This window comes from Nocardia otitidiscaviarum (genome assembly GCF_007362295.1).
Classification (GTDB): Bacteria; Actinomycetota; Actinomycetes; order Mycobacteriales; family Mycobacteriaceae; genus Nocardia; species Nocardia otitidiscaviarum.
The window spans coordinates 5,597,081-5,610,502 of the sequence record NZ_CP041695.1; the positions used below are offsets into that span (position 1 = coordinate 5,597,081).

Annotated in this window: 13 protein-coding genes and 1 tRNA gene; 4 read left to right on the top strand and 10 right to left on the bottom strand. The window is 69.8% G+C overall.

The window, feature by feature from the left end; translation table 11 throughout:
* Positions 1–172: 172 nt before the first annotated feature.
* Entirely contained in the window at positions 173–1,435 is a 1,263-nt protein-coding gene (locus tag FOH10_RS25120) for an alpha/beta hydrolase family protein (RefSeq protein ID WP_186000581.1), read from the top strand.
* A 20-nt stretch (positions 1,436–1,455) separates the two neighbouring features.
* On the opposite strand, the gene FOH10_RS25125 is transcribed toward FOH10_RS25120, so the two are convergent.
* Positions 1,456–2,724, bottom strand: coding sequence for a hypothetical protein (locus FOH10_RS25125; protein ID WP_143982576.1), 1,269 nt, complete (start codon positions 2,722–2,724; stop codon positions 1,456–1,458).
* Between the two features lie 244 nt (positions 2,725–2,968).
* Between FOH10_RS25125 and FOH10_RS34985 the strand changes: the two genes are divergently transcribed.
* The gene (locus FOH10_RS34985) at positions 2,969–3,130 is read left to right on the top strand and encodes a hypothetical protein (protein ID WP_186000582.1); all 162 of its coding nucleotides are present in this window, start codon (positions 2,969–2,971) and stop codon (positions 3,128–3,130) included.
* Positions 3,131–3,296: 166 nt separating this feature from the next.
* Here the strand turns inward: FOH10_RS34985 and FOH10_RS25130 are convergent, their stop codons facing one another.
* From FOH10_RS25130 to FOH10_RS25150, 5 genes are all read right to left on the bottom strand, one after another.
* Positions 3,297–3,650 (bottom strand): prealbumin-like fold domain-containing protein, encoded by a 354-nt coding sequence (locus tag FOH10_RS25130; protein WP_143982577.1) that lies wholly within the window; start codon positions 3,648–3,650, stop codon positions 3,297–3,299.
* 109 nt (positions 3,651–3,759) lie between these two features.
* Positions 3,760–4,851: an ABC transporter ATP-binding protein gene (locus FOH10_RS25135; RefSeq protein WP_143982578.1), complete on the bottom strand. Its 1,092-nt coding sequence runs from the start codon at positions 4,849–4,851 to the stop codon at positions 3,760–3,762.
* Positions 4,848–6,407 carry an ABC transporter permease gene (locus FOH10_RS25140; RefSeq protein ID WP_143982579.1) on the bottom strand — a complete coding sequence of 520 codons (1,560 nt, stop codon included), beginning with the start codon at positions 6,405–6,407 and terminating at the stop codon, positions 4,848–4,850. Before FOH10_RS25140 ends, FOH10_RS25135 begins: the two co-directional genes overlap by 4 nt.
* A gap of 2 nt (positions 6,408–6,409) precedes the next feature.
* A complete protein-coding gene (locus FOH10_RS25145) occupies positions 6,410–7,429 on the bottom strand; it encodes an iron ABC transporter substrate-binding protein (protein ID WP_143982580.1) in 1,020 nt (339 codons plus the stop codon).
* Positions 7,430–7,572: 143 nt separating this feature from the next.
* A tRNA-Cys gene (locus FOH10_RS25150) sits at positions 7,573–7,643 on the bottom strand.
* Positions 7,644–7,782: 139 nt separating this feature from the next.
* Here FOH10_RS25150 and FOH10_RS25155 point away from each other — a divergent pair.
* Both FOH10_RS25155 and FOH10_RS25160 read left to right on the top strand, forming a co-directional pair.
* Entirely contained in the window at positions 7,783–8,325 is a 543-nt protein-coding gene (locus FOH10_RS25155) for a MarR family winged helix-turn-helix transcriptional regulator (RefSeq protein ID WP_143982581.1), read from the top strand.
* A gap of 75 nt (positions 8,326–8,400) precedes the next feature.
* Positions 8,401–9,450, top strand: a complete 1,050-nt coding sequence (locus FOH10_RS25160; RefSeq protein ID WP_143982582.1) for an acetate and sugar kinases/Hsc70/actin family protein — start codon at positions 8,401–8,403, stop codon at positions 9,448–9,450.
* A gap of 73 nt (positions 9,451–9,523) precedes the next feature.
* Here the strand turns inward: FOH10_RS25160 and FOH10_RS25165 are convergent, their stop codons facing one another.
* The 4 genes from FOH10_RS25165 to FOH10_RS25180 are packed head-to-tail and all read right to left on the bottom strand — an operon-like array spanning position 9,524 to position 13,422.
* Positions 9,524–10,300 (bottom strand): enoyl-CoA hydratase, encoded by a 777-nt coding sequence (locus tag FOH10_RS25165; protein ID WP_143982583.1) that lies wholly within the window; start codon positions 10,298–10,300, stop codon positions 9,524–9,526.
* The gene (mmsB, locus tag FOH10_RS25170) at positions 10,293–11,195 is read right to left on the bottom strand and encodes a 3-hydroxyisobutyrate dehydrogenase (RefSeq protein WP_143982584.1); all 903 of its coding nucleotides are present in this window, start codon (positions 11,193–11,195) and stop codon (positions 10,293–10,295) included. The genes FOH10_RS25165 and mmsB overlap by 8 nt, the downstream gene beginning before the upstream one ends.
* Positions 11,192–12,271 carry an enoyl-CoA hydratase/isomerase family protein gene (locus FOH10_RS25175; protein ID WP_143982585.1) on the bottom strand — a complete coding sequence of 360 codons (1,080 nt, stop codon included), beginning with the start codon at positions 12,269–12,271 and terminating at the stop codon, positions 11,192–11,194. The genes mmsB and FOH10_RS25175 overlap by 4 nt, the downstream gene beginning before the upstream one ends.
* A gap of 11 nt (positions 12,272–12,282) precedes the next feature.
* Positions 12,283–13,422 (bottom strand): acyl-CoA dehydrogenase family protein, encoded by a 1,140-nt coding sequence (locus FOH10_RS25180; protein WP_143982586.1) that lies wholly within the window; start codon positions 13,420–13,422, stop codon positions 12,283–12,285.

The following is a 13,422-nucleotide window of genomic DNA, read 5'->3' on the forward strand; positions in this document are numbered from 1 at the left end:
CCACGTGACGTCGAGCCTCCGCTTCGACTGGGACTGGGCCGGTCGATCCGCCGCCGCGCCGGGCGGGTTCTGGAGCGTGGCGGTACCTGTGGGTGGAAACACTCGAGAGGGTGCCTGGCAGGTACGGCTTGTCATCGCGAATACAGACGTTCTGGACGGTATGTTCGCAGGCATGTCCGCTACCGCATTCGCCATGACGCCCCCGCGCGGGAGGCGTAGTGGGCGGCTGGCGGTGTTGGTGGCGGCGGTCGCGGCGGCGTCCACGCTGTATGCGCCCCTCGCCGGCGGCAATGTGGTGGGCGAGAGTCCGGATCTGCTCGCGTTCTACACGCCGGCGGAGGATCGGGTGGCGGGGCCGCACGGGTCGGTGATTCAGATGCGGTCGATCGACGGTGATCCGGGGGTGCCGGGGGCGCGGAACTATCTGGTGCTGTATCGGTCGATTGATCTGGGCGGCAATCCGGTCGCCGTGTCGGGGACCGTCGCGGTGCCGCCCGGGGAAGCGCCGCCGGGTGGTTGGCCGCTCATCTCCTGGGCGCACGGCACCACCGGGGTGGCCGATGGTTGTGCGCCGTCGCGCGACACCTCACCCGCCTATCCGGCGCGCGACTACACCTCGCTGGTGCGGCAGGTGCAGGCGCGCTGGGTGGCGGCCGGATACGCGGTGGCGCAGACCGACTATCAGGGGCTGGGCACACCCGGGCCGCACGGTTATCTGATCGGTGCGGCCGAGCAGCGGGCGGTCGCCGATATGGCGTTGGCCGCCAGGCAGATCGAGCCCGCCATCGGCACCCGGTGGGTGGCCGTGGGGCATTCCCAGGGTGGTCAGGCGGCGGTGTTCGCGAACGCGCAGGCTGCCGCCTGGGCTCCCGAACTGGAGTTGCTGGGGGCGGTGGCGCTGGCCCCCGCCTCGCATCAGGGCATCGGCGTGCAGGCGTCGCAGCTGGCCACCACGGTCGGTGCGGCGGCGGCGCTGGGACAGGCCACGGCCGGGACAACGGCCTTCCTGCCCTTGGTGATTCGCGGTGCGCAGACGGTGGCGCCGATCGAGCCCGCCCGGTTCCTCACCCCGCGCGCCGATGCCATGCTGCCGCTGGCCGATACCGACTGCATCGGTCAGTTGCGCGGCGCGGACCAGTGGGGCGGGCTGCCCGCCGGCGCGGTGTTCGACCGCGACGGCGACGTCTCCGCCCTGGCCCGCGTGCTCGACGAGAACGACCCCAGTACACTGGTTTTCACCCGGCCGCTGCTGGTGCTCCAGGGCCGCGCGGACACCACCGTTCCGGCGCTGGCCACCGATGCCATGGTGGCCCAGCAGCGGCTGACCGGGCTGCCGGTCGAGTACCGCACCTACCCGGGCGTCGACCATCGCGGGGTGCTGGACGCGTCCTACCCCACCGTATTGGCCTGGGTCGACGGACGTTTCGGCCGCTGAGCGACGGTCGCGATTGCGTATCACCGCGACCGCAGCGCGTACACCGCCGACATTCCGACGGCGCAGCAGCCGACAATGGCCAGCGCGGTCCAGCCCGCGGCGGGCGACGCGATATCGGCCGGGTCGCGGAACCAGCGCGGCGAATACGCCACTCGGCCGAAACTGTTGCCGCGCAAGGCAAGTACCAGGCACGGCACCACCAGCACCGCCACCGCCAGCACCGTGCTCGGCGCGGCGCTCGGCGTGACCGCGCCGAAGCAGTAGCCGACGATCAGGGCGAGGGCGGTGATGCCGAGGATCGGGATCGCCGCCGCCGGGGTGGCGGTCCGACCCGCGGTCAGGGCCGCGAAGACGGCGAGCGCCGCGGCGGCCAGCAGTCCGGCCCACGGCCGCGGCCAGCGGCGGCCCGCCCACAGTCCGGCGGCCACGCCGAGCAGCGGGATGGGCATACTCCAATCCGGGCGCGGCACAGCGGTAATCGCGCTCCCGACATTGGCGGCGGCCACCGCCAGCAACACCAGCACGCCGTCGCGAGCGGGCAGCAGCAGCACCGCGGCCCCGGTGACGATCATGGCGACAGCGACCGCCAGCACGTTGTCGGCGAACGAATCCGCCTGGCGTGCAATCCATTCGGCGGCCACCACGTGCGAGGTGAGGAGCAGCAGCGCCGCGACGATCGGGCCGAGTGGCAGATCACCGTAATCGGGCTTGCCCAATGGTGATTCGAGCCGGTTCAACAGCGTTCCCGCCGCCAGCGCGAGGACGGCGAGGGCGATGAGCCAGACCGGCGGCGTATCGGTGGCTGCCCACTCGGCCAACGACGACGCCGTACCTGCGGGCAGCGCGGTGAGATCACCGATGAGGACCGCCGACAGGATGCCGGTGAGGAAGGCGTACCCGGTGGCGGGACGCCGCAGCGCCGCCACCGCGAGCGCACCCAGCAGGATGCCGCCGAACAGCGAGTCGACATAGTTCACGGTGGTCAGCGCGGCGGCCGCGGCGGGATCGCGGAGGTGGTCGACCAGCAGTATCGTCGCGCTGCCGAGCGCCGCGACCCATGCGGCGCGCACGCCCAGCGAGACGGCCAGGGCGGCCGTCACCACCGCGAGCACCGCTCCGGCGGCCGCCGCACGGGGCACGTTCATGACCAGCAGATCGACCTGGAGCGACGGACCGGAGCTGGTCCAGGCGAAATCGAGCGGAGCCATCAGCAGCAGCCCGGCGACCGTCGCGCCGAGGAAGGCGGCCGACACCTCGATCGTCCACTCGTACCGGCGCAGGTCCGGCATCGGGACCGCTCCTACCGGATGTGCCAACGCGAACTTCACGCCCATCTCGTCACCTACCCGATCGGTGGTGCGAACGCCTCTCGCGCGACGGACAGCGAATGTCGCCGGGGCTGTCAGGAACCGAATACCGGGCCTGTTGCCGTGATGTTGCCCATCGCCGAGTTTACCGGTGAGGTCAGCCACGATTCACGCACGCGTCGACCACACGTTGGTAACAAGACGGTGGTGCCGAGCGGTCTAGCCCATGGTCACGAACCGTGACCTGTACATCACGACAGAAAGGTCCGACACCATGATGGTTTCGCCGGTTTCCGTACCCAGCAATCCGCTCGAGGCGCTGGTGCGCGCCATCTCGACCATGCTGTGCACGCTGTCCTCCGGCGGCGGCTGCGCGGTCATCCAGTAGCGCAACCGGTCCGATCGACGAGGCCGCGACGCGGGAGAAATCCCCGCGCGGACTGTGCCCGGGGGCAGACGGGCACAGCCGAGCACCGGACCGAATCCGGCCGGAACAATCCGGCCGAACCATCCAACCGAATTCGAACGGCCGTAAGATCAGGCCGTCGGGGGAATCAGGCGCAGCGGAAGCGGTAGTCCGCGGTCTGCACCATGCCCGGGATCACGGCGAGTTGCACGGCGGGCTCACCGTCGAGCGTGCATCCGGCGGGCGTCGAGGTGAGCCGCACCCGGTAGCAGCCGGGGGCGACACCGAAGCTCCCGGCGCCGTTCGCGCCGGTGGTCACGGTCGCGAGCACCGGACCGCCCAGGCAGTCGGACACGTCCGCGGTGACACCCTCGATGGGGAACCGATCGGCGGCGTGCACGGCGCTCACCCGGAGAGTGTTGTCGCCGGGACCTTCGGCGGCGGCCGATACCGGAACCATGGCCAGTGCGGCCGCGGCGGTGACGATCAGCGTGGTGCGCAATGGATCTCCCTCGTGCGAGTGCGAGACCGCATCGGCCGGTCCCGCTGTTCTCGCGTCAATATAGGGGGCGTGACGGCACCGGTCATAAATTTCGGTGCGGCCACTGCGATTACGCGGCGGTAGCCGGCGCCGACGCCACGGCGGCGTCCGACTCGGCGGCGAAAGCGACTGCCGTGCCGAGCACTTCGAGCCGCACCCGCTCCCCCACCACCGGAGCGCCGACACTGATCCGGCGCACCTGGATGGGCGCGGCCACACCGTCCAGTGCGATGGTGAGCATGACGTCCGCGCCGCGGAATTCCACCGCGCGCACCGTTCCGGTGCCCGGTTCGTCGTCGGTCACCACCTGCGCCACCAGCTGTTCCGGCCGCGTCATCACGGTGACCGCCCCGGTGGGCGCGTCCGACCGCACGGGTACGCGGCCGAGCGCGCACTCGGCGACACCGGATTCGACGGTGCCGTCGAGCAGGACGCAGTCGCCGAGGAAGCGGGCGGTGAACAGGTCGGCGGGGGCGGCGTACACCTGTTCCGGCGAGCCCACCTGGGTGAACCGCCCGGCGCACATGACCGCCACCTGGTCGGCGAACGACAGCGCCTCCTCCTGGTCGTGGGTGACCAGAATGCTGGTCATGCCCGCGGCCCGCAGGGTGTCGGCGACCGCCTGCCGGGTGGTGGCGCGCAGTCCGGTGTCAAGGGCGCTGAACGGCTCGTCGAGCAGCATCACATCGGGTTTGCGGGCCAGTGCCCGCGCCAACGCCACCCGCTGTTGCTGACCGCCGGAGAGCTCGTGTGGGCGGCGGTCGGCGTAGGCGGAGCCCAGTGACACCATGTCGAGGAGTTCGACGACCCGGTCGCGATGGCGGCGACGGCGACCGGACAGCCCGCCGTTGAGACCGTAGGCAATGTTCTGGCCGACCGTCAGATGCGGGAACAGCGCGCCGTCCTGGGCCACATAGCCGATATTGCGACGATTGGGCGGAATCGAGAAGCCTTCACGCACAACGGTTTCGGATCCGACCGAAACGCTGCCCGCATCGGGCGACTCGAATCCGGCGATCACCCGCAGCAGGGTCGTCTTCCCGCAGCCGGAAGCACCGACCACCGCGGTGGCGCTGCCGTTCGCGACGTCGAGGGTGATTGCGTCGAGCACCCGGGTGTGGCCGAAGGTCTTCGACACCCCGGATACGACAAGACGACTCATACTCCGGCCGCCTTCCTTGATTGAGTGAACAGCAGATAGGTGACCGGCACCGACACCAGGATCATGATCAGCGCGTAGGGCGCGGCGGCGGCGTAGTCGAGTTCGCTCGACAGCGACCAGAACCGCATGGCCAATGTCCGGGTGCCGATGGGGGCCAGCAGCAGGGTGGCGGTCAGCTCGGTGGCGACGGCCACGAACACCAGCGCCGCCGAGGTCGCGGCCGCGGGGGCGGTGAGCCGCAGGGTGACGCGGAAGAAGGTGGCGGGGGCGGATTTGCCGAGCGCCCGCGACACCTCCTCCAGACCCACCGGCACCTGGGCGAGTCCGGCGCGCACGCTCACCAGGGCGCGCGGCAGGAACATGAGGGTGTAGGCGGCCAGCACCATGGCGGTGGTCTGGTAGACGCCCGGCAGCCAGCGAATGGTCACGGTCACCATGGCCAGCGCGATGACGATGCCAGGCAGCGAACTGGTGATGTAGTTGGCCCCCTCGATCAGCCGCGCGAACACGGTGTCCGAGCGCACCGCGATCCAGGCCACCGGGAAGGCGCACAGCGTGGTGATCACGGCGGCGGCGACCGCCAAACCGAGCGTCTGCCCCAGGGATTCGCCGATATCGGCCCAATCCCACACGGCCGCACCGCCCTTGCCGAGCCAGCGCAGTATGGTCCACAGCGGCACCCCGAGCTCGGCGACCGCTGTCGCGGCCAGCACCGCGAGCACCGGAATCGCGGTGCCGCCCAACCGGACCCGCCGCACGGCTCGCGGTGCGCCGCTGCCGATGCGGGCGTAGCGGGCCTGTCCCCGCGCCGTCGCCTCACCCGCCAGCAGCACCAGGCAGCACAGCACCAGCACGCTGGCCAGGCCGCTCGCCGCGGGCCCGGCGAAACTGGACTGGTACTGCTCGAAGATGGCCGTGGTGAAGGTGGCGAACCGCACCATGGCGAACGCGCCGTATTCGGCGAGCAGGTGCAGGGCGATGAGCAGACCGCCGCCCAGAATGGCCAGGCGCAACTGCGGCAGCACGATGCGGACGAAGACCGCTACCGGCCCGGAGCCGAGCGCCCGCGCCGACTCCTCCACGGCCGGATCGAGTCGCCGCAGTGTGGCGGCGGCCGGGAGGTACACCAGCGGGAAGTACGACAGGGTGGCGATGAGCACGCCCGCCCCGAGCCCGTGCAGCGCGGGGAACACGCTCACCCAGCCGTAGCTGTTCACGAAGGCGGGCACCGCCAGCGGCGCGGCGAATACCGGCCCCCACCAAGCGGATCCGGGGACGTCGGTGCGCTCCAGGAGCCAAGCCAGGCCGACACCCAGCACCACGCAGATCGGCACGGTGAGCACCACCAGGCTCACCGTGTTGCGCAGCAGTTCGCCGACCCGGGCGCGGAAGATGAGCTGGGCCGTCTCGTGCGGTCCGGTCTCGAGGAGGGTGTAGACGATGTAGCCGAGCGGCACGAACGTCGCCGCCACCAGCAGCAGCGCGACGCCCGTGACGAATGGGCCGGGGCGGGAGCCGCGCCCCGGCCGGTCGACTACAGCGGTCCGGACGGTCATGGTTAGAGCAGACCGGCCTCGGTCATCAACTCGGTGACCTTCTTCGCATTCAGCCGGCTCGGATCGATCGCCGGGGCCTGGAGCGAATCCAGCGGCGGCAGTGCGGGATTGGCGGCCACATCGCTGGCGACCGGATACTCCATGGAGGTGCCGTCGCGCAGCACCTCCTGGCCGGCGCGGGAGACGATGAATCGGATGAAGCGCTGCGCCTGCTCCTGCTTATCGCTCGACTTCAGCACGCCACCCCCGGAAATGGAGACGAACGCGCCCGGATCCTGGTTCTTGAAATAGTGCAGCGCGGTATTGCCGCTGTTCTCCTTGGTCTTGGCCTGGTCGCGATACCAGTAGTAGTGGTAGATGACGCCGCCGTCGAACTGCCCGGCATTGACGCCCTTCATGGTGACCACATTGTTCTGCGACGGAATCGCGTTCTCCTTCATGCCCCGCAGCCAGGCGCGGGTGGCGTCCTCGCCCTTCAGTTCCAGCAGGGCGGCCACGATGGCCTGGAAGTCCGCGCCGGATACACCCGCGCTCCAGCGGCCCTTCCACTGCGGCTGCTGGAGATCCAGCAGGGAGGCGGGCAACTGGTCGGCGGCCAACTTGCCGGTGTCGTAGACGAAGACGGTGGCGCGCGCGGCGACGCCGGTCCACTTGCCGGTGGAGGGCCGGTAGGACGCGGGGACGGCGTCGAGGGTCTCGGCGTCCAGGTCTGCGAACAGCCCGGCGTTCTCGACCAGGGCCATGGCCGGGGAATTCTCGGTGAGGAAGACATCCGCGGGTGAGGCCGCGCCCTCGGCGACGAGCTGATTGCCCAGGTCGGTGTCACCGCCCTGGCGCAGGGTCACCTTGATGCCGGTCTCCGCGGTGAACGCCTCGGCCCACTCCTTGGTGAGCGATTCGTGCTGGGCGTTGTAGACCAGAATCTCGTTGTCGTCCTCGGACGAGTTCGAGCAACCCGTGGCCGCGAGCAGCGTGAGGGCCGCGAGAGCACCGGATAGCAGTTTCCATCGGCCTGCCGTCATGACTGTCCTTTCCCGCCTCTGACCTGAGGTTTGGCTAACCAACCTAGCGTCTCATGGGGGCGGGGGAACCGGCACCCCCGACTGAACGGCGAGTCCGAACAGCGTCGCGGCCCCCCGCGGTACACCGCGGGGGGCCGGAATCGAGCGAGCGGCGGGATTCGAACCCGCGTGAACGGCTTTGCAGGCCGGTACCTAACCACTCGGTCACACCCGCATCGCCGTCGATACTCCCCTGTCGGCCCGAGCTCCGCGAGGGTTGGAATCGCGCTGATCGCAATGCGACCCGTCGCCCTCCGACACCCGGTGCCGTCGGCCGGTCCATCGAAAACGGTCGCTCGTGCGATGATCGGTTCATGTCTCGGCCACGTCCCCTGCCGCTCGATCCCATCGAGGAGGCGCATCGCCAGTGGACCGAGCACGGATGGGGTGACGTCGCGGACGGTATGGCGGCGGTGACGTCGCTGGTGCGGGCACAGCAGATCGTCATGGCCCGGGTGGACGAGGCACTGAAACCCTCGGGGTTGACCTTCTCCCGCTACGAACTGCTGATGCTGCTGGGTTTCAGCAAGACGGGTGCGCTGCCCATGGCGGTGGCCAGCGCCCGGCTCCAGGTGCATCCGACGTCGGTGACCAATACCGTCGACCGGCTGGAAGCGGCCCACCTGGTGAAACGGGTGCCGCATCCCAGCGATCGGCGGGCGACCCTGATCGAGATCACCGATGCCGGAAGGCAACTGGTGGCCGAGGCGACCGCCGCGCTGAACCGGGAGGTGTTCTCCCGACCGGGCCTGTCACCGGAACGTTTGCGGCAGCTGCTGGAGTTGCTGGCAGAATTCCGACGCGCCGCCGGAGACTTCGATGCGGGCGACACGCCGACACGATGGGCCAGCCGGTAACCCTCCAGCATCCGGATAGCCACTTTCCTGCGCCATTGTCTTGGAATCGGGCCGCAAAAGGTTCACCATTGAGCCATGGTGCTGGTCCTCGGGGTATCGGCGGGCGCTTCGGGCGCGCGGGCGATGCTGACCCATTCCGACCAGCCCCACCTGCCCCCGATCGACCGCGTGCACGTGCCGCGCCGGGTGGGCGGCGCGCTGGAGGAGGCGGTTTTCGAGGCGATCCGCCTGATGCGCCAGTCGGCCGCGCGCCGCGACGAGTTCATCACCGGCATCGCCGCCACCTGCCGCAGCGCCACGGCGGCGGAGGCGGTGCGCGCCACGGCCGGGCGCAATCGCCTCACCGTGATCGACGAACCGGTCGCCCAACTGCGGTATCTGCGGTTCACCGGCCGACTACCCGCCGAGGGCTCGGTGCTGCTCTACGACCTGGGCGCGTCCGGGCTGACGGTTACCCAGATCGACTGCCGCGCCGATGCCATCCTGGCGAGCAAGCGCAGCACGGTACTGGGCGGTGACGGGCACGACGCGCTGCTGCGCTGGCTGCTGGCCCGCAACGGGGTGGGGGTGGATCTGCCCGCCAGCCGCCGCTACAAGGAGGCATTGGACACCGAGCGGGTGGTGACGGTGTGCGACCCCATCTCCGGGCATCGGGCGGTGATCACCCGCAGTGATTTCGCCGACCTGGCGGAGGCGGGGATCCACCATTCGGCGTCGTTCGTCCGGCAGATGATCGCCGAGACCGGGGTGCACCCCACCGCCATCGCCCTGCTCGGCGGCTGCACCCGGACGCTGAGCATTCGCGACGAACTCCAGCAGCAGCTGGACATACCGCTCATCTACGACCCGGAGCCGGAGTTCGTCTCCGCTCGCGGCGCGGTCCTGCTCGCCGCCGAACGCCCCTCCGCCCGCCGGGTGCGCAGTGTCCGGTTCGCCCCGATGGCCGCCGCCATGCGCGGTACCGAGGAGCCGGTATCCCGGCGCAAACTCCTCGCCGCCGTCGCGGTCACCGCCACCCTGGGCGGCACCATCGCGGGCGTGCTCATGATGGATCGCAGCCATCAGGAAGGCGGCACCCCGGCCAGCCCGGTCGAGGTGATCGGACCGCCGAAACCCGGCGGCTAGTCGCCGAATACGCCTGTGTCCCGCCGTGATTCACGGCGGGACACAGGTTGTCGAGTCGAGCCGGGGCGCTCCGCTACTTGTGCGAGAAGTTCGCGGCGCGCTTCTCGACGAAGGCCGCCATTCCTTCCTTCTGATCCTCGGTGGCGAACAGCGAGTGGAAGACCCGGCGCTCGAAGCGCAGCCCCTCGCCGAGGGTGGTCTCGAAGGAGCGGTCCACGGCCTCCTTGGCGATCATGACCGACGGCAGCGACATCGAGGCGATGGTCGCGGCCACCTCGAGAGCGGTGGAGACCAGGTCGGCGGCGGGCACGATACGCGAGACCAGACCCGCCCGCTCGGCCTCCTCGGCATCCATGTTCCGGCCGGTCAGGATGAGGTCCATGGCCTTGGCCTTGCCCACGGCGCGGGTGAGGCGCTGCGAGCCGCCCATGCCGGGGATGACGCCGAGCTTGATCTCCGGCTGCCCGAACTTGGCGGTGTCGGCGGCGATCAGCAGGTCGCACATCATGGCCAGCTCACAGCCGCCGCCGAGGGCGTAGCCCGCGACCGCCGCGATGATCGGCTTGCGGAAGGCGGTGAGCCGATCCCAGCCCGCGAAGTGGTCGGCGAGGAACATGTCCATATAGGACTTGCTCTGCATCTCCTTGATGTCCGCGCCCGCCGCGAAGGCCCGCTCCGACCCGGTGAGCACGACCGCACCGATCTCGTCATCGTGCTCGAGCTCGTCGAGGGCGGCGGAGATATCGGCGAGGACCTGCGAGTTCAGCGCATTGAGGGCCTTCGGCCGGTTGAGCGTGATCAGCGCGACGCGCCCCTTGCGCTCCAGCAGAATGGTCTCGAATTCAGCCACGCGTGTTCTCTCCTCCGGATCGCTTGCGGATATCGGTGACGATAGCCGAGAAGTCCTTGCCCGCTTCGTCCTGGTTGAAGCGGTCGTAGATCGCGGCGGCGAGCAGGCCGATCTGTCCGTCGACGCCATTGGCCGCGAGCGCGTTGGCCGCCAGACCCAGATCCTTGTTCATCAGCGCCGTGGCGAATCCGGGCCGGTAGTCGTTGTTGGCCGGGCTGGTCGGGACCGGGCCGGGCACCGGACAGTACGAGGTGAGCGCCCACGACTGCCCCGACGCCGTGGACACCACGTCGAAGAACTTCTCGTGCGTGAGGCCCAGCTTCTCACCGAGCACGATGGCCTCGGACAGCCCGATCATGGAGATGCCCAGCAGCATGTTGTTGCAGATCTTGGCGGCCTGGCCGACGCCCGCGCCGCCGCAGTGCACCACCTTGCCGCCCATGACCTCCAGCAGCGGCAGCCCGTCGGCGAAATCCGCCGCCGCGCCGCCCACCATGAAGGTGAGCGTGCCCGCCGCCGCACCGGCGACGCCGCCGGAGACAGGGGCGTCCAGCGCCCGATGCCCCGCCGCGACCGCTCGCTCCGAGGCGGTCTTGGCGTCGGCGACATCGATGGTCGAGCAGTCGATGAACAGCGTGCCCGGCTTGGCGGCGGGCAGGACCTCGTCGTACACATCCAGCACGACGCGGCCGTTGGGCAGCATGGTGATGACGCAATCGGCCTCGGCGGCAGCCTGTTTCGCGGTGTCGACCACCCGCGCGCCATCGGTGCGCGCCTGCTCCTGTGCGGCGGGCACCGGATCGTAGGCCAGCACCTCGTATCCGGCCCGCACCAGATTCGCGGCCATCGGGCCACCCATGTGGCCCAGTCCGAGGAATGCGACGGTCGTGCTCATTTGCCCTCCGGTGCGGTCAATCCCAGTTCCTTGTCGCCCAATTCGGCGAAATACGTGTCCACCTCGGCCGCGCTGACATCGGCGAGGGTGGCCGGGTTCCACCGCGGGTTGCGGTCCTTGTCCACGACCTGCGCGCGGATGCCCTCCACCAGGTCGTGGGTGCTCAGCGAGGCCACCGACACCCGGTACTCCTCGTTCAGCACCTCCTCGAGGTGCGTCGCGGCGCGCGCGTTGCGCAGCGAGCGCAGCGTGACCTTCAGCGCCACCGGCGATTTGGTCAGCACGTCCGCGGCGGCCTTGGCGGCCTCGGGGGCGTCGTGGGTGCGCAGCCGCGCCACGATCTCCTCCACCGAGTCGGCGCTGTAGCAGGCGTCGATCCAGTCGCGCTGCGCCATCAGTTCGGATTCCGGTGCGGTCTGCGCGAATTTGGCGATGGCGGTATCGGCGTCGTTGTCGCGCAGCGCTTCCAGCAGTGCCGGAAGCTGCTCCGCGGGCACGAAGTAGTCGGCGAAGCCCGCCGCGATGGCATCACCGGCACTCATCCGCGCGGTGGTGAGGGCGACGTGGGTGCCGATCTCGCCGGGCGCGTGCGACAGCAGGTAGGTGCCGCCCACGTCGGGGATGAAGCCGATGCCGGTCTCCGGCATGCCGATCTTGGATCGTTCGGTCACGATGCGGTGGCTGGCGTGCCCGGACAGGCCGACACCGCCGCCCATGACGATGCCGTCCATGACGGCGACGTACGGCTTCGGGTAGCGGCCGATGAGCGCGTTGAGCATGTACTCGTCACGCCAGAACCGGCCGCTCGGCGAGTCGGCGGCGGCCGTATCGCCCTGCACCACCGCGTTCTTGGCGTCATTGTGGATGGCGACGATATCGCCGCCCGCACACAGTCCGCGCTCGCCCGCGCCGGTGAGCACGACGGTGCGCACCTCGTCGTCGGCGGCCCACTCGCGCAGCGCGTCCAGAATGGCCAGCGCCATCGGATGATTCAGCGCGTTGATGGCCTTGGGCCGGTTGAGCGTGATCAGGCCGAGCCCGTCGCGCCGCTCGATCAGGACTTCCGGTTCGCCCATGCTGTTTCCTTTCACGCCGCCCCCACTACCGAGCGGGCGACGACCACCCGCATGATTTCGTTCGTACCTTCGAGAATCTGGTGCACCCGCAGATCGCGGACGATCTTCTCGACCCCGTACTCGGCCAGATAGCCGTAGCCGCCGTGCAATTGCAGCGCCTTGTTGGCCACCTCGAATCCGGCGTCGGTGGTGAACCGCTTCGCCATGGCGCACAGCTCCACCTTGTCGGGTGCGTCGGCGTCCAGCGCCGCCGCGGCCCGCCACAGCAGCGTGCGCGACGCCTCCAGCGCGGTCCGCATATCGGCGAGTTCGAATTGCAGTGCGGCATTGTCCAGCAGCCGCGCCCCGAATGCCTTGCGCTGCGCCAGATAGGCCACGGTCTTGTCCATCGCCGCCTGCGCGCCGCCGAGCGAGCAGGCCGCGATGTTCAGCCGCCCGCCGTTGAGCCCGTTCATGGCGATCCGGAAGCCGCTGCCCTCGCCGCCGAGCAGGTTCGAAGCGGGCACCCGGGCATTGTCCAGAATGACCTGCCGGGTGGGCTGGGCGTTCCAGCCCATCTTCTTCTCGTTCGCGCCGAAGGACAGCCCGGGGGTGTCGGCGGGCACGATGAAGGCCGAGATCCCGCGTGCCCCTTCGGTTCCGGTGCGGGCCATGAGTACGTACACATCGGTGCTGCCCGCCCCGGAGATGAACTGCTTGACGCCGGTGAGCAGATAGTCGTCGCCGTCGCGCACGGCCTTGGTGCTCAGGGCCGCCGCGTCGGAGCCGACGCCGGGCTCGGTGAGGGCGTAGCTGGCCAGTGCGTCCATCGAGGTCAGCCCCGGCAGCCAGCGGTGCCGCTGCTGCTCGGTGCCGAAGCTGTCGATCATCCAGGCCGCCATATTGTGGATGGAGATGTAGGCGGCCACGGCCGGGCAGCCGGTGGCGAGCTGTTCGAAGATGCGCACGGCGTCCAGCCGCCGCAGCTGCGAACCGCCCACATCCTCGCGGACGTAGATGCCGCCCAGGCCGAGCGACCCGGCCTTGCGCAGCACGTCGACCGGGAAGTGTTTGCGCTCGTCCCATTCCAGCGCGTTGGGGGCCAGGAGCTCGTCGGCAAAGGATCGGGCGGTCGCGGTGATCGCCTGCTCGTCGTCGTCGAGTAGGAACAT